This is a genomic window from Thermococcus sp. (assembly GCF_027023865.1).
Taxonomy (GTDB): Archaea; Methanobacteriota_B; Thermococci; order Thermococcales; family Thermococcaceae; genus Thermococcus.
Genome location: NZ_JALVUC010000014.1, coordinates 21,137 through 35,928, shown reverse-complemented (window position 1 = coordinate 35,928; position 14,792 = coordinate 21,137). Strand labels below are relative to the sequence as shown.

Here is a 14,792-nt window from a genome sequence, read left to right as displayed (position 1 = left end):
CTCACCAGACCAGCCTCGCTTCCCTCAGCCACCTCAAATCGTAGCTGAAGAGGTAGCGGATGTCATCTATTCCGAGCTTGAACATCGCTAGTCTGTCGATTCCTATTCCCCACGCTATTACCGGCGCATCGATTCCGAGAGCTTTGGTCATCTCCTCGCGGAATATTCCAGCCCCACCGAACTCAACCCAGCCAAGCTCCGGGTGGTAGGCGCTCATCTGAACGCTCGGCTCTGTGAACGGATAGTAATCGGGCAGGAACTTGACTTTTTTCGCCCCAGCTATCTCCACCGCAAAGCGCTTGAGGATTCCTAAGAGGTGTCTGAAGGTTAAATCCTCCCCAACGATGAAGCCGTCTATCTGGTTGAACTCTATGAGGTGTGTTCTGTCTAAAACGTCGGGCCTGAAAACGCGCTGAATCGTGAAGTACTTCCCGGGAATTTCAACCTCGCTGGAAAGCTGCCTCGCGTCGAGGGCCGTTCCATGGGCGCGGGGCATTAAGAGCATTGCTCTCTCAGGGCTCCAAACGTAGCCCCAGCCGCGCGAGCCGGCAAGGCCCCGCTCGTGTGTTTCTTTAACTCTCTCAACGAGCCCCCCCTCAGGTAGGTAGCCGCTCTTCGGGTACTTGAGCTGGTAGGTGTCAGTCCACTCGCGGGCGGGATGGTTCTGGGGCTGGAATAGTGCATCGAAGTTCCAGAACTGGGTCTCAATCATGCTCTCCGATGTCATCTCGATGAAGCCCATCTCGATTAGTCTTCTCCTTATCTTGTCAAGGAAAGCCCTGTACGGCTGCTTTTTGCCGGGGTAAAGCCTCTTCACGGGGGCTTTAATATCGAAGCGCCTGAACTCGACTTCCTTCCACTTACCGGATTTTATGAGTCCTGGGGTTAGAACGGATACCTGCTCCTTCAGCTCAATGCCCTTAGCGACGATCTTCTCACCGGCGGGGGTTATCTCAACCGTCCTCTCGGTTACGGTGTCCTCCTCGGCTATCTTCCTCCTCTTAAGTTCTCTAACCGGAACGAGCTTCTGAATCTCATCAACCGGGACGGTTTTCCTCTCTGCAAGGAGTTTCAAAGCCCTGTCTATCGGCCTCTCCTCTGCTTTGAGGCCCTTTTCAGTTATCTCAAGGATAAGCTTACCGTTTTCCTTTCTGACGTTCACCCAGCCCTCCTTTCTGAGGAGACCGACTATCGGCTTAAGCTCGTCCTCGCTGAGAACTCCGGAGAGGTCGTTGAGTGTAACCTTTCCTTTCACCTTAAGAACCTCAAGAGCTCTCCACTCAGGAAGACCTACCTCCGAGTAATTTTTTCCGGTTTCCGTTAGAACAGCAACCTTCTCGCTCTTTTCGTGGAGCTTTGCAAGTCCCTTCGCCTGAAGTCCAAGAACAGAGCGCATGACGGCGACCTGGTCGAGGCCGGTCTTTCGAACGAGTTCTTCAAATTTGAGCTTTTTATCCTCGCCGAGCTTTATGAGCGTGAGCTTCTCCTGGTAGCTTAGCTCCATGATGCCACCTCCCGGTGTGAATGAGAGGGAGAACTTAAGAGAATTGCGGTAAGTTTTAAGACTAAGAACAAGAGCGAGCTACCTTTTCTAGTCAACCCTCCCGAACGGGTTGTAAATCTCAAGTCCATCGATACTTTTGAAGTCCTCAAAAGTCCTCAACGTTCCTCGTTATGAGTGTGAGACCATATCTTAGGGCTGTTGCGGCTATAACTGCATCTGGAAGTTTCATCTTCTTCCTTCTCCTTAATTCGATGACAAGGTCTGCTATTTCATCGGTTAGAGGTATTACATGGGCGAAGCTAATGAATTCCTTGGACTTTTCGAATCCCTCCGGAGTGTGCCCTTTCCAGCCCAAGAACTCTATTTTCGTTATTATCGAGATGTTGAAGCTCTCGCGAAGAATTTCCTCAATTTTCGGTAACTCCTCAGTAACTCCTCACGGGGTAGAGCATCGGCGAGGTAGTAGATGAGGATGTTTGTGTCTACCAGAAATCCCCCTCCCATCCCTCCTTCAGCTCCCGCAGGCTCTCTTTGAGGCCCTTTTTGTTTCGGTATATACCCCTGTACTTGGAAGGTTCAAAAGCCAGCCTTTCAAACGCTCCCACAGCTCAGGGGGTACTATGACCCCCTTAATTCGCCCATGTTCATCGTATATGTACTCAACCCCTTCCATTTTCACACCCATTTTAAGAGTTGGGTTTTTGATATTTAATGCCTTCGCCAGAACTGGAAAAGAAAAAGAAATCCCTCACTTTTTGTGCGGGAAGAAGACGACCTTTCCGGTCTTGCCGGCGCGCATCAGTTCAAAAGCTTCCTCAAATTTATCAAAGCCGTTGTATCTGTGGGTTATGACCTCGTCGAGCTTAAGCTTTCCGCTCTGGATAAGGCTCGAGACGGTGTACCATGTCTCCCAGAGGTGCCTGCCGGTTATGCCGTGAATTTCAAGGGCCTTAAAGATTATAAGGTTGTTGAAGTCGAGCGTGACATCCCTCGGGTAAAGGCCGAGCAGGGAAACCCTCCCTCCCGGGGTAGTCGCCGCTAAGCCCTGCTCGAGGGCCTTCGGTGCCCCACTGAACTCAAGGAAGACCTCAACGCCGGCGCCATCAGTTATGTCCATTACTGCTTTAACTGGGTCTTCCTCAAACGGGTTGATGACGTAGTCGGCACCGACCTTCTTGGCGAGCGTTCTTCTGTACTCACTCGGTTCGCTCACAATTACGGGATAGGCACCACTCGCCTTCGCGACGGTTATCCCGAGGAGTCCAAGCGGACCTGCTCCTGTGATGAGGGTGCTCCTTCCCGCTATTGGGCCAGCCAAGACGGTATCAACAGCGTTTCCTAGGGGTTCTTGAAGGGCGGCATGCTCCGGCTTCATACCCTTCGGGTTCTTCCAGGCGTTCCTGACTGGAACGATAGCGTACTCGGCGAAAACGCCATCCATGTCAACGCCGAATATCTTGGTGTTCTGGCAGACGTGGTAACGGTTGTGCCGGCAGGTGTAGCATTTACCGCAGACGATGTGTGTCTCCGCGCTTATATAGTCACCAACCTGGAGGTCTTCAACGTTGGGACCGACCTCTATGACCTCTCCAGCCACCTCGTGTCCCATGATCTGGGGCGGCTTGATCCTGCTCTGCGCCCACTCGTTCCACTCGTAGATGTGCAGGTCGGTTCCGCAGATAGTCGTCGCGAGAACCTTTATGAGAACCTCTCCCGGACCGGGCTTGGGGACGTCAACCTCAACCAGTTCGGCACCGTAGGCGGGCTTGGTTTTCATTATGGCTGGCATCTTTTCGGCCATGGCGATCATCTCCTAAACTTTACAATCCCTATCTGAACGGAATCGATATAAACCTTTTGTGAAAATCCTCCAGAGTGTCGGCGGTTTGCCGAAAAGAGCGGAAACCTTATAATGAATTTTGATAATTCCTTCTGGACAAGGGGGTTGAGGAATGGCGCTGGTGGTAGTGACGGGGAGGGGGGGTGCAGGTAAAACCACGACTACCGCAAACTTAAGTACCTATCTTGCCATGCGGGAGTACCGCGTGCTGGACGTCGACGGCGACCTTTACCTCCCGAACCTTGGGTTCCACTTCTCCCTCGATACGGTCAAGTACACCGTGCACTCCCTTCTAAAGGACCCCAACGTAGACCCAGAGTGGGCAATTTACAAACACCCCGAGACCGGCGTTCATGTCATGCCCGGAAGTACACAGCTCCAGGATGTCCTCGGTATATCCCCCAAGCGGCTCGTAGAGATACTCGACAGGGTAAAATACAAGTTCGGGATAGTCTTTGTCGACTCCCCAACGGGCATACCCTTCGACACCCTCCCCACGTTTGAGCTGGCTAACTACCAGATAATCGTCGTCGAGATAGAGCGCTCTCCAATATACTCCTTTGAGATTATGGTTAAAAACGAGATAGAAAAGCTCAAGGCCCTCGGAGACAGATACAACCTGAACATTGGGGTCGTTCTGAACAAGGTGCGCGAGTCGGAGGACGTAGTGGATAAAATAATAGACGCCGTTGAGGAGGACCTTGACGTTCCTGTTCTTGGATGGATACCCTTTGACAACGCTGTTCCAGAGTCGATAAACGCAGGGATTCCGGTTCTGAAATACGCCCCCAGTAGCGATGCAGCCCTAGCGTTCATGGAGACCGGCAAAGTTCTTGAGGAATGGATGTTCGGCTGATTTTTCACGGAGGTGTGGTTATGGAGTTTGAGGAGCTGGTTGAGAAGGTCGCAAGCGGAGAGGTAAAGCTCCACCAAGTTGAGAAGTACACGAATGGTGACAAGAGGCTCGCCACTGAAATAAGGAGGAAGGCACTCGAGAAGAAGCTCGGCGTGAGCCTCGGGGACATCGGGCATTACTCGGTTGATCCAAACAGACTCATAGGCAAGAACATCGAGAACATGATTGGAGTGGTTCAGATACCGATGGGTGTCGCCGGACCGCTCAAAATCAATGGCGAATATGCAAAGGGGGAGTTCTACATTCCACTGGCAACAACGGAAGGCGCTCTGGTGGCAAGTGTCAACCGTGGCTGTTCCGCACTGACGGAGGCCGGGGGGGTTAAAACCACCATTATAGCCGATAAAATGGCCCGCGCGCCGCTCCTTAAATGTCCAGACGCGAGGCGCGCGAGGGAGGTAGCGGATTGGGTTAAGGACAACCTCAACTACCTCCAGGAGGAGGTCGTTTCCGCGGTCACTAAACACGGAAAGCTCCGTGGTGTTAAGCCCTTTATAGTTGGCAACAACCTCTACCTCCGATTCGAGTTCGAGACTGGAGATGCAATGGGTATGAACATGGTTACCATATCCAGCGAGGAAATAATGAAGGCCATTGAGGAGAGGTTCCCGGACGTTAAGTATCTGGCTCTCTCTGGCAACCTCTGCGTCGACAAGAAGCCCAACGCCCTTAACTTCATCGAGGGCAGGGGAAAAACGGTAATAGCCGAGGCGGTAATTCCGAGAGAAACAGTAGGGAAGAAGCTGAAGACGACGCCAGAACTCATAGCCGAGGTCAACTACAGGAAAAACCTCGTCGGTTCTGCCCAGGCCGCTTCCTACGGCTTCAACGCGCACTTTGGAAACATCGTCGGGGCGATATTCCTGGCGACAGGTCAGGACGAAGCTCAGATAACCGAGGGCTCACACGGCATAACCCTCGCTGAGGTGACTCCAGAGGGCGACCTCTATATGAGCATAACCATGCCGAGCCTTGAGATAGGAACCGTCGGCGGCGGAACCCGTGTTCCAACCCAGAGGGAAGCGCTCTCGATTATGGGTGTCGCCGGCGGAGGAGATCCTCCAGGGAGCAACGCCAAGAAGTTTGGGGAGATAGTTGCCGGCGCGGTCTTAGCTGGGGAACTCTCACTTTTGGCCGCTATAGCCGCTAAACACCTCGCGAAGGCTCACAAGGAGCTGGGCCGTTGAGATGTCTCTTATTTTCCCACAAGAGCAAAGTTAGTTGACCTTTTGGATCACTAACTCTTTAAGCTCCTGACCAAACTTCAGTGGGGATAGAAAATGAAGAGAGCTTTACTTGCCATTCTCCTCCTTCTCTCGGTGATTCCGTTTGCGAGTGCTCAGGTGAACTGGACATGGACCTACACAGACCAGTGTATAGTCTTTGACATGGCTCTCAACGATAACGGTTACATAGGCCTCGCCTTCGGCTACTATGCCGAGCTTCTCTCGCCCAACGGCTATCTCATCTTCAAGAAACCAACTAGGGGAATATCCTACACTGCGGCACTGAGTGGCAACAACGATCTTGTTATAGGAACTGAGGGAAAATGGATACAGTATTTCAATTCAAACGGCACCCTCCTCTGGGAGTATAAGGCCAAAGGTGCCATCACAAAGGTGGACGTTTCCAAGGACGGAAAGATCGTGGTTGCGGGGGACAGCTCAGGCTACGTTTACCTCTTCAGGAATGGAAAGCTCGCCTGGGAGAAAAAGGTTGGAAACTACACTTGGAGCGTTGACCTCTACGGGAACAGGATAGCGGTCGGTGTTGACAACTCCCTCAAGGCTCTCAACCTCTCGGGAAAGGTACTCTTCTCAGACTCGTTCGGTGGCTACGTCCGCCAGGCAATAGGGAGTAACAGTGGGATCTTTCTCAGGGTAACGGCCAAGGACGGCAGCTGGAGCGACGTTGGAAAGGTATCGTGGAGTGGAAAGAAACTCTGGATGAGGCACTTCAACAACCTCGTCCGCTACATCGACTCCGATGGAGAGAACGTCGCGGTTGGGGGAGACATCGGGAGCCTGGTTCTCCTCTCATCGAACGGGAGCGTGGTTTATAAAGTTCCGTTCCTCGTCTCGACGCTCCAGGTATCAACGGCCAGGGGATACCTCTTAGCTGGAGGTGCAAAGCAGGCGATATTCGTCGCCCCGAACGGAACCGTTCTGTGGGACACAAGCTTCAACTGGAGCGTTAAGAACGTTGGAATTGCCAGGGACGCAAGCTTTCTGGCAGTTGGCTACGGCTATCACTCCCTTGAGAACTGCCGGGAGACGATAGACGTCCTCCGCCTCAGCGGGACGGTTACACCAACGGAAACCACGGAGGCACCGTCCTACAGGCTTTCAGGTCTCCCCCTTGTGGTGGGGATATCAGTCGGGCTTGTCCTCGTTGGATACCTTTTGTGGAGGGAGTTTAGAGAATGAGCGAGCCGATAGTAAGGGCAGTCAACCTGACGAAGCGCTACGGAGACTTCACTGCCGTGGACGGGATAAGCTTTGAGGTCAGGAAGGGCGAGATATTCGGCTTCTTAGGCCCAAACGGTGCAGGAAAAACGACGACGGTCAGGATGCTCTCTAGTCTGACGACGATAACCGAGGGAGAGGCCTATGTGAACGGCTACGACGTGAGGAAGGAAAAGGTGAAGGTTAAGAAGAGCATAGGGGTCGTTCAGGACGTTTCAAACCTCTACGATGAGCTGACAGTCGAAGAGAACCTCCGCTTTCTGGCGAGGCTCTATGAAGCCCCAATGGAGAACGTGTCGAAGCTCATAAAGGACTTCAACCTCCCGGCCAAGAAAAAGTTTGGAAAGCTCAGCTCCGGCTTCAAGAAGAGAGCCAGCATAGTGGCCGCTCTAATCCATGACCCCCCAGTGATATTCATGGACGAGCCGACGATAGCCCTGGACGTCCGCTCTGCGAAGATGGTTCGCGAGATGGTGAGGGTGCTAAACGTATCAGGAAGGACGGTCTTTCTGACGACTCACAACATGGTGGAGGCAGAGACGCTCCCCCACAGGATAGCGATAATCAACCACGGGAGGATAGTGGCTCTAGGTGGAAGGAACGAGGTCAGGAGGCTCGTGGGGAGCGAGGTTAGGGTCAGGCTCAAGGTTGAGCCGTTGAAGAGCGCCATCATCCACGCACTTGAGGAATACTCACCGATCTTCGATGAAGACTCACTCCTTCTAAAGGTTGAGGACGTTGATACCTTCATGGATGAACTCGAGGAACTGAAGAGGGGGCTGGGCTTCAGGGTTTTACACATCTCAACCGAACTGCCGAGCATAGAAGAGGTCTTCCTCGAGCTGACTGAGGAGGAAAACGGCGAGAAGGGCTGTGCCTGCGGGGGATGCCCACTATGATGAAGGTCTACGCCATAATCGTCAAGGAGCTTAAGGAGTACATGTTAAAGCCGGGTGCAATAAGCTGGGGGCTTATCTTTCCCTTGGTCTTCAGCCTGGCCTTTATAGCGAGATTCGGTGATATAGATCACCTTGTCCCGGGACTCGTTAGCATCTCGGCCCTCTTTGGAACTACCTCCTTCGTGTCTTCATCGATAATATTCGAACGCCGGCTGAGGACATTTGAGCGGCTCCTCCTTTCACCGGTTAGTTACGGGGAGATAATAGTCGCCAAAATCCTTGTCGGGACGATATTCGGCCTCATGGTGAGCACGGTAACACTCCTCCTCGTTCTGCACTTTATGACCTACCCCCTCTGGAGCGTTTCAGTAACCACCCTCAACCTGCTCCTGTCGAACCTCACCTTCGCGGCGATGGGAGTTTACATCTCTCTCGCGATATTCAACCCGATAAACGTCATGACCTGGCTCAACATCATAAGACTTCCAATGATGTTCACGAGCGGTGCGATAGCCTCGCTGACGCTCTTCCCGCGCTGGTTCCTGCCCATAGGCCTCGTAACGCCCATGACTTACTCCGTTGACGGCCTGCGCTACGGAATACTCTACTACTACGACGTCGTCCCTCCTTTAGCGTCTGCCCTCACCATGATCTTTATGACGCTCCTCTTCACTCTACTCTCAATAAGGTCACTCAGGAGGCTTTACTAACACCATTCAAGAAGGGAGACCAAAAGAGCTGGAGAGAACGGGCACTTCAGCCCGCTATCTCCTGGATCTTCTTCCTTACCAGCATGTTCACGAGCTTTCCGTCGGCCCTGCCGCGGAGCTTTGCCATTGCCCTTCCCATTATCATGCCTATCGCGCCCATGCCTTTTGCCTTTATGACGTCGATGTTCCCCCGGATGACCTCATCGATTATCCTCTCTACTTCTTCCTCACCCAGTAGGGTTAGGCCCTTCTCCTCGGCCACTTCTTGGGCTGTCTTTCCAGGGTTGTTCGCGAGTTCCGTGAATATCTCCTCAAAGGCCTCTTTGGCGATTCTGCCCTCAAGGTAGAGTTCAAAAGCCCCCCTAATGTGCTCCTCGGTGAGGTTCTCTATCGGGGCCTCCTTTTTGAGTCCCTTGAGGACGACGACGAGTATTGAAGCGACCAGAGAAGGCTTGAGACCCTTCCCAATAAGCTCCTCAAAGAGTTCGTCGCGCTCGTCGTTGACAAGGGTTTCAGCTAGACTCCTATCAATTCTGTATTCTTTGACGAAGCGCTCAACCCTCTCCTGGGGCAATTCCGGCAGGTTCACCTTTATCCTCTCCCTCATCTCGGGTGTTATGAATATCGGCGGTATATCCGTCTCTGGATACATCCTCGCTTTTCCAGGAAGTGGACGCATGTACTGCGTATTGCCGTCGGGCAAGACTCTCCTCGTCTCCTCTGGAACGCCTTCTATGACCTCTTTAGCGCGCTTGACGACCTCTACTAAGGCTTTCTTGGCGGTTTCCTCCTCAGCCGCAACCAGAACGAAGGCGTCGTCCTCTCCAAGTCCGAGTTTTTCGATAACCGCGTTAACCTCTAATTCTGTAATTCCATAATTCGGCAGTTCATCGATGTGGAAGATACCCTTCACATACTTCTTTGCCCTGTCTGCCATCTCGGTACCTAAGCGCCTGCCCGGCTGTATCTCCCTGCCGATCAACCCGCGGAAGCCCGGAAGCTTAACGGCAAGCACCTTACCCCCGCTCTTTATTGCCCTCGCGATTATCTTTGAGCCCGTGTTACCAAAGATTTCGGTGACGTCGTGGAACTCTTCTTTAATGTCCCCCGGTCTAATTCCCCTCTCGAGAAGCTCGTCCTTGATCTTGAGCAGGTTCAACTGTCTTTCCACTTCGCGCTCGATGATGAGGGGTATCATATCAAGCTCCTGGACGCCTTTAATCTCAACTCTTGCTCCGCCTTTAATCGAGACGTTGAGGTCCTGCCTTATCGTTCCAAGGCCGCGCTTGACCTTTCTAGTGGCCCTCAGGGCATCACCTATATACTTCGCAACGACCTTCGCCTGCTCCGGGTGGTGTATGTCCGGAGTGGTGCTTATCTCAACCAGCGGAATACCGAGGCGGTCGAGGCGGTAGACTACCTCCTTCTCCTTCCGCTCGACAATTCTGCACGCGTCCTCCTCAAGGCAGACGGTTGGGATTCCAACGCTTCCCCACGGCGTATCAACCTTCCCATCCATTGCGACTATCGCGGTCCTCTGAAAGCCCGAAACGTTCGAGCCGTCGATGACGATCTTGCGCATGAAGTGAACCTCATCAACGGGGGTAGCGTTGAGAAGGTAGCCTATCTGGAGTGAAACTTTGAGAGCCTCAGTATCTGGCCCCCTCGGCGGCTCTTCGTCCATGTAAACGAGGTCAGTAAGCCTGTAGTTGCCTTGATAGATATATTTCTTTCCCTTCTTGAACTCCTCTAAAGCGGCCGGATCAATCTCACCCATCTCGCTTATCGTCGGCCTAAGCTTCCTCTCAAACGTGAAGTCAACTTCCTCGCTGAACTCGCTCGGGACGGGTGAGAACAGCTTCCTCGTGTCCAACTGCCTGTGAATCTCAAGACCGACCCTGAGGCCGAGTTCTTTGTAATTTAACTTTTCGGTCATCGTCATCACCTCAGGTATGTGTCAAACCTCGTGTAGGGCGTTATCTCACCGGCATAGCTCGTGAGCATCATTCCGCGGACTTCCTCCGGGTCGTTGGTATGGCCAAGGACCCACATGAGTTTTACGTAGGCCGTCTCCGGAAGCATGTCCTCGCACGGAATAACGCCCGCCTTGAGGAGCCTCCTCCCAGTGGAGTAGACGTTGAGGTTCACCCTGCCGTAAAGGCACTGGCTTGTCATGCAGATGGTTACTCCTTCCTCCCTAGCGCGCTCAATGACAGGAATCAGCTCGTTGGGGGTGTGACCGAGGCCGGTTCCCTCGAGGACCAGCCCCCTGTAGCCTCTGTCAACGAAGAAGTCAATAACCTCCGGCTGGATTCCGGGGAATACTTTAACGAGGGCAACCCTCTCCTCCATTCTGTCGTCGACGTGAACCTCGGAATCAGTCCTCTTCTTGTAATCACTGCGCAGGAACTCTATCTTGCCCCTAGGCCATATCTTAGCTATTGGGATATCGTTTATACTTCTGAAGGCATCTCTCCTTGAAGTGTGCATCTTCCTTACCTTGGTCCCGCGGTGAGCCAAACAGTAAGTGTCGCCCGTCTCGCCGTGCATCACTACCGCCACCTCACCGAAGTCGGAGGTGGCCATCCTGACTGAGCAGATTAGATTCATGGCCGCGTCGCTGCTGGGCCTGTCGGAGCTTCTCTGCGAGCCGACGAGGATGACGGGCTTTCCAAGGTCGCGGAGCATGAAGCTGAGGGCCGATGCGGTGTAGGCAAGCGTATCCGTTCCGTGGGTTACCACAACACCATCCTCGCCGTCGTTGAGAAGCTTGGCAACCTCGTGGGCTATCTCCCTCCAGTATTCGGGCTTCATATCCTCACTCATTATGTTAAAGAGAAGCTTGGGTGTTATGTTTGCTATCTCGAATATCTCAGGAACGGCCGTTGCAAGCTCCTCCGCGGTGAAGGCCGCGTGAACCGCTCCCGTTTTGTAGTCTATCCTGCTCGCGATGGTTCCACCGGTTCCCAGTATCGCCACGTTCGGGAGTTCGGGCTTCTTCGGAAAAATCTCGGCGAAGCTTACCTCCCCCCTTGGCCGAGCCTTTTCGATTATCTCAACTTTGGAAATTGCATCAACGAGTATCCCGATGTTGTATCCGTTGTCCAGCTTTATCGTGAGGGTTTCACCGCTGGAAAGCTCGTAGGGGCTCATGATTATTCCCTCGTAGACGCTCTCACGTCCGTCCTCTTTCCTGATAACTCTGACGTAATCGCCCACCTCAAGGCTCTTCTCCTTCATAAACCGCTCAACCTTTCGCATTGGCCTCCCTCCGTTCTAAAGTGGAAGACGCGTAATATAAACCTTCGGGCCTTGAAGGCTTCAAAATCAGAGCATCACTTAGGCTCTATCTTGAACCTCGGCTCCTCTATCCACTCTGACTTGCAATGCGGGCACCTGGAGGGGATCTTTATCTCGGGCTGGAAAACGAAGCCGCACTTCCTACACTCGGCGGGCTTTATTAGGAGAATCTTACCCTCTCGTTTGAGGGTTTTCTGAATCGCTTTTAAGTCCTCTAGTATGGTCCTCTTGGTGTCCCTGCCCCGTATACCGAGAGCCAGTGCAAGCTCGCTCGGCGAGTAGTCTCGCTCCTCCAAAAGCTTTATTATGCGCTGTCTTCGAGTCATCATCGCGAGGCGGTTGGACGGGACGGATATAAACATTAGGGTGGGAACATGATAGTCGAGAAGGCTGGAGAGGTTCTTGAAAGACACGAACTCTGCAATCACTGCCTCGGCAGACTCTTCGCGAGGCTCGGAAAGGGCACCAACGAGGAGAGGGGAAAGGCAATAAGGTTCGTCCTCAACATGGAGCGCTCTGCGGAGGGGTTACCCCCCATTAACGAGCCGGAGAAGTGTGAGATTTGCGAAAACGTCTTTGAGGGGATTCCCGAACTAGTTGAGATGATGAAAGAAGTTTCCGAGGGAGTAGATTTCGAGACGTTTCTCGTCGGTTCGCGTTTTTTGGAAGAGGTCTGCGAGAGAGAAGAGGCAATCTGGAGGGAGTTTGGAATCGATACTGGAGAGCCGATTAACCGCGAGTTCAACCGCGAGCTCGGGAAGGCATTCGGTTTAGCCACTGGAAAGGACACCTCCAAGAAGCCTGATGTTGTCTTTATCATGGAACCTTATTCCGGTGAAATTGAGCTTCAAATCAATCCGATTTACATTTATGGCCGCTATAGGAAGCTCGTCAGAGGTATCCCCCAAACTCCTATGCCTGGCTTTAAGGACAGTGTTGCTTCCATAATCTGTCGGGCTTTTTCAAAGGCGAGCGGCGGGAAGTGCGTCTTCAAAGGCTCCGGAAGGGAGGACGTTGACGTTCGCATGCTCGGCAACGGCAGGCCCTTCATCGTCGAGATCAAGAGGCCCAAGAAGAGAAAGCTCAATCTAAACGCAATAGTGGAGGAGATAAACGCGAGCGGCAAGGTCAGTGCTCTCAACCCTCGCTTCGTCTCGCCGAAGGAGGTCGAGAATGTTCTAACGAAGAACCACCGTAAAGAATATCTCGCTTTAGTTCTCGTCGAGGACGGTGTAACACCGGAGGAAGCGGGGGAAGTAGCGAGGAAGTTGAAAGGTATTGAAATCCACCAGAGGACGCCGTGGCGCGTGAGGACGGTGAGGGCAGATAAGGTGAGGATCAAAAGGGTTCACAAGGTGGAGGCGAAATGGATTGACGAAAAGCACTTTGAGTTGCGCCTTGTCACCGACGGCGGCCTCTACATCAAGGAGCTGATTTCAGGTGACAAAGGTAGGACGAGACCGAGCGTGAGCGACTTGCTTGGGAAACCGGCGTGGTGCGAGAGGCTCGACGTTCTGAACATTCTTGACCATTAGTATTCCTTCATGAAAAACTTTTTATTTTTCCTGCTGATTCGTATTTGGGGATATACCATGCTGAAGAGGGTTACTCTTCTTGTCTTGCTGTTACTATTCGTGGCAGGATTGGTTAAAGGCTCTGTCATTATATGGGCACCGGGTAACGGAACGATCACTTATCCCAACCCCATAGCCGGCGTTGGAGCGGATGGAAAGAATGGATTCGTAATCGTAGTTCCGTTCAACATGACCTCCACTGGGAAACCTGTGGTTCCGGGAGCCTGGGTTGTGTACCTGAAGAGCAACGGCTCCGTTAACTGGGTTGAAGCTGTTAAAGGGGACTTTCTCCACTCACCAAGGATCCTCTATGCAACCGCCAACGGTTCAACACTGCTCATCGGGCGTGACTGGAATGGGAACCACACCGACCTGTGGGTCGTTGAGCTTAGTGAAAATGGAACGCTCGTGTGGTCGAAAGATTATCTCCTCAACGTGAGTCCAGGATGGATACCTTTCGTTGACGATGCAGTTCAGACTGGGGACAGGATCCTAATCACAACCCACGTTGAATACGACATAAACTGAATAGACGTTTCCAAACCGCTCGTTCTGGCCCTCGACCGACGAAGCGGGGAAGTTCTGTGGGCGAGGGATTACTGGATCGTTCATGGCCCAAGGGAGCTTTACAGTGTGGGGGCTGGAGAACTTGCAAAGGGTTATTATCTGATACTCCACGACTCAGGGAAAAGATACTACTACGCCAGGCTCGGCTCCAACGGAGAAGTGATAAGTGTAAAGGAATTCAAAACCAACCTAAGGGGCTTCTTCGTTAAATCAACCGCAAGTACCGGGGAAGCCATCTACTTCCTTGGTGGTTCATCAAACGGAACCGTTCTTGGGGAAATAGAGAACAACGCAGTCCTCTGGTCAAAACTCTATCGTCTCATCCCCATAAAGGAGTGTACCGAAACGGGGCAAAACATTAGCCTGAGGAGCGTCAGTACCTCGTCTACTGAGCCTACACGGTCTCTGATCCTATCGAACGGCAACCTCTTCTTTCAGCCAGCTATTATTGAAGCGTTCCGCCTTGATTGTGTTGGGATCGACACAACCTACGAAGTCGTGAAAACGGACACACATGGAAACGTTAAGAGCAGCTTTGTTCTCGTTGGGAACGGCACAGGAATGGAGTCCGAAGCGTTTGTAGCACCCTCTGGAATGGCTGTTATGGGGAATTCTTTCATCTCAGTATGGCGTCTCGTTGCGTTAAACGGAAGCATTGGAACGTTCAGGGATTTGGCCATCGTTTCGAGCTTTGGAGATGTAATCAATGGTAAAGCATTTAAGGTGTATCCCTTTAAGGTAACCGTTGAACCCGCTCATATTCACTTGGCCCCCATGGTCATCGTGAAGTCTAGTAAAGTTGCTGTAAAGACTTTCAAAGGGCGGGTTGGGGTTAAAGCCACCAAAGGGGACATTCCTATAGTGATCAAGCCGTTAAAGTCGTTGAAAGAGAAACCAGAAGGTTCGATCTGCGGTCCAGCGGTGGTAATCCCCATCGCGTTCTTACCACTGCTCCTACGCTGGAGAAATGGGTAAGTGAAAGATTTATAAACACTCTCCAGGAGGATTTAGTGATTC

Annotated in this window: 15 protein-coding genes; 8 read left to right on the top strand and 7 right to left on the bottom strand. The window is 52.5% G+C overall.

What is annotated here, in order from left to right; genetic code table 11:
- Position 1: 1 nt before the first annotated feature.
- The 4 genes from MV421_RS04275 to tdh form a co-directional block, all read right to left on the bottom strand.
- The gene (locus MV421_RS04275) at positions 2-1,504 is read right to left on the bottom strand and encodes a phenylalanine--tRNA ligase subunit alpha (RefSeq protein WP_297420457.1); all 1,503 of its coding nucleotides are present in this window, start codon (positions 1,502-1,504) and stop codon (positions 2-4) included.
- 145 nt (positions 1,505-1,649) lie between these two features.
- Positions 1,650-1,859: a type II toxin-antitoxin system VapC family toxin gene (locus MV421_RS04270; RefSeq protein WP_297420460.1), complete on the bottom strand. Its 210-nt coding sequence runs from the start codon at positions 1,857-1,859 to the stop codon at positions 1,650-1,652.
- Positions 1,860-2,015: 156 nt separating this feature from the next.
- The gene (locus tag MV421_RS04265) at positions 2,016-2,189 is read right to left on the bottom strand and encodes a hypothetical protein (RefSeq protein WP_297517907.1); all 174 of its coding nucleotides are present in this window, start codon (positions 2,187-2,189) and stop codon (positions 2,016-2,018) included.
- A gap of 63 nt (positions 2,190-2,252) precedes the next feature.
- On the bottom strand, positions 2,253-3,305 hold the full coding sequence (gene tdh / locus MV421_RS04260; RefSeq protein WP_297420536.1) for an L-threonine 3-dehydrogenase: 1,053 nt from the start codon (positions 3,303-3,305) through the stop codon (positions 2,253-2,255).
- 151 nt (positions 3,306-3,456) lie between these two features.
- Here tdh and MV421_RS04255 point away from each other — a divergent pair, with 151 nt between their 5' ends.
- The 5 genes from MV421_RS04255 (at position 3,457) to MV421_RS04235 (ending at position 8,334) form a co-directional block, all read left to right on the top strand.
- Positions 3,457-4,200 (top strand): MinD/ParA family protein, encoded by a 744-nt coding sequence (locus tag MV421_RS04255; RefSeq protein WP_297420466.1) that lies wholly within the window; start codon positions 3,457-3,459, stop codon positions 4,198-4,200.
- Positions 4,201-4,220: 20 nt separating this feature from the next.
- Positions 4,221-5,447: a hydroxymethylglutaryl-CoA reductase (NADPH) gene (hmgA, locus tag MV421_RS04250; RefSeq protein WP_297420470.1), complete on the top strand. Its 1,227-nt coding sequence runs from the start codon at positions 4,221-4,223 to the stop codon at positions 5,445-5,447.
- A 93-nt stretch (positions 5,448-5,540) separates the two neighbouring features.
- Entirely contained in the window at positions 5,541-6,686 is a 1,146-nt protein-coding gene (locus MV421_RS04245; RefSeq protein WP_297420474.1) for a PQQ-binding-like beta-propeller repeat protein, read from the top strand.
- A complete protein-coding gene (locus MV421_RS04240) occupies positions 6,683-7,624 on the top strand; it encodes an ABC transporter ATP-binding protein (protein WP_297517905.1) in 942 nt (313 codons plus the stop codon). The genes MV421_RS04245 and MV421_RS04240 overlap by 4 nt, the downstream gene beginning before the upstream one ends.
- Positions 7,612-8,334: an ABC transporter permease gene (locus MV421_RS04235; RefSeq protein ID WP_297503637.1), complete on the top strand. Its 723-nt coding sequence runs from the start codon at positions 7,612-7,614 to the stop codon at positions 8,332-8,334. The genes MV421_RS04240 and MV421_RS04235 overlap by 13 nt, the downstream gene beginning before the upstream one ends.
- Before the next feature lie 46 nt (positions 8,335-8,380).
- Here MV421_RS04235 and gatE read toward each other — a convergent pair whose 3' ends face one another.
- The 3 genes from gatE to MV421_RS04220 all read right to left on the bottom strand — a co-directional run bounded on the left by gatE (position 8,381) and on the right by MV421_RS04220 (position 11,963).
- Complete coding sequence (gatE, locus tag MV421_RS04230) at positions 8,381-10,270, bottom strand: Glu-tRNA(Gln) amidotransferase subunit GatE (protein ID WP_297517903.1); 1,890 nt, start codon at positions 10,268-10,270, stop codon at positions 8,381-8,383.
- A gap of 5 nt (positions 10,271-10,275) precedes the next feature.
- On the bottom strand, positions 10,276-11,595 hold the full coding sequence (gatD, locus tag MV421_RS04225) for a Glu-tRNA(Gln) amidotransferase subunit GatD (protein WP_297420486.1): 1,320 nt from the start codon (positions 11,593-11,595) through the stop codon (positions 10,276-10,278).
- A gap of 74 nt (positions 11,596-11,669) precedes the next feature.
- Positions 11,670-11,963 carry a transcriptional regulator gene (locus MV421_RS04220; protein WP_297420489.1) on the bottom strand — a complete coding sequence of 98 codons (294 nt, stop codon included), beginning with the start codon at positions 11,961-11,963 and terminating at the stop codon, positions 11,670-11,672.
- Positions 11,964-12,008: 45 nt separating this feature from the next.
- Here MV421_RS04220 and MV421_RS04215 point away from each other — a divergent pair, with 45 nt between their 5' ends.
- From MV421_RS04215 to MV421_RS04205, 3 genes are all read left to right on the top strand, one after another.
- On the top strand, positions 12,009-13,169 hold the full coding sequence (locus tag MV421_RS04215; RefSeq protein WP_297420492.1) for a tRNA pseudouridine(54/55) synthase Pus10: 1,161 nt from the start codon (positions 12,009-12,011) through the stop codon (positions 13,167-13,169).
- A 57-nt stretch (positions 13,170-13,226) separates the two neighbouring features.
- A complete protein-coding gene (locus tag MV421_RS04210) occupies positions 13,227-13,736 on the top strand; it encodes a hypothetical protein (RefSeq protein WP_297517901.1) in 510 nt (169 codons plus the stop codon).
- Between the two features lie 105 nt (positions 13,737-13,841).
- On the top strand, positions 13,842-14,750 hold the full coding sequence (locus MV421_RS04205) for a hypothetical protein (RefSeq protein WP_297517899.1): 909 nt from the start codon (positions 13,842-13,844) through the stop codon (positions 14,748-14,750).
- The last annotated feature ends 42 nt before the right edge of the window (positions 14,751-14,792 follow it).

Bases quoted from the DNA above. Each gene is read 5' to 3' on its own strand.
- MV421_RS04275 (WP_297420457.1), bottom strand. From the start codon at position 1,504: ATGGAGCTAAGCTACCAGGAGAAGCTCACGCTCATAAAGCTCGGCGAG.
- MV421_RS04265 (WP_297517907.1), bottom strand. From the start codon at position 2,189: ATGGGTGTGAAAATGGAAGGGGTTGAGTACATATACGATGAACATGGG.
- tdh (WP_297420536.1), bottom strand. From the start codon at position 3,305: ATGGCCGAAAAGATGCCAGCCATAATGAAAACCAAGCCCGCCTACGGT.
- MV421_RS04255 (WP_297420466.1), top strand. From the start codon at position 3,457: ATGGCGCTGGTGGTAGTGACGGGGAGGGGGGGTGCAGGTAAAACCACG.
- hmgA (WP_297420470.1), top strand. From the start codon at position 4,221: ATGGAGTTTGAGGAGCTGGTTGAGAAGGTCGCAAGCGGAGAGGTAAAG.
- MV421_RS04245 (WP_297420474.1), top strand. From the start codon at position 5,541: ATGAAGAGAGCTTTACTTGCCATTCTCCTCCTTCTCTCGGTGATTCCG.
- MV421_RS04240 (WP_297517905.1), top strand. From the start codon at position 6,683: ATGAGCGAGCCGATAGTAAGGGCAGTCAACCTGACGAAGCGCTACGGA.
- MV421_RS04235 (WP_297503637.1), top strand. From the start codon at position 7,612: ATGCCCACTATGATGAAGGTCTACGCCATAATCGTCAAGGAGCTTAAG.
- gatE (WP_297517903.1), bottom strand. From the start codon at position 10,270: ATGACCGAAAAGTTAAATTACAAAGAACTCGGCCTCAGGGTCGGTCTT.
- gatD (WP_297420486.1), bottom strand. From the start codon at position 11,595: ATGCGAAAGGTTGAGCGGTTTATGAAGGAGAAGAGCCTTGAGGTGGGC.
- MV421_RS04220 (WP_297420489.1), bottom strand. From the start codon at position 11,963: ATGATGACTCGAAGACAGCGCATAATAAAGCTTTTGGAGGAGCGAGAC.
- MV421_RS04215 (WP_297420492.1), top strand. From the start codon at position 12,009: ATGATAGTCGAGAAGGCTGGAGAGGTTCTTGAAAGACACGAACTCTGC.
- MV421_RS04210 (WP_297517901.1), top strand. From the start codon at position 13,227: ATGCTGAAGAGGGTTACTCTTCTTGTCTTGCTGTTACTATTCGTGGCA.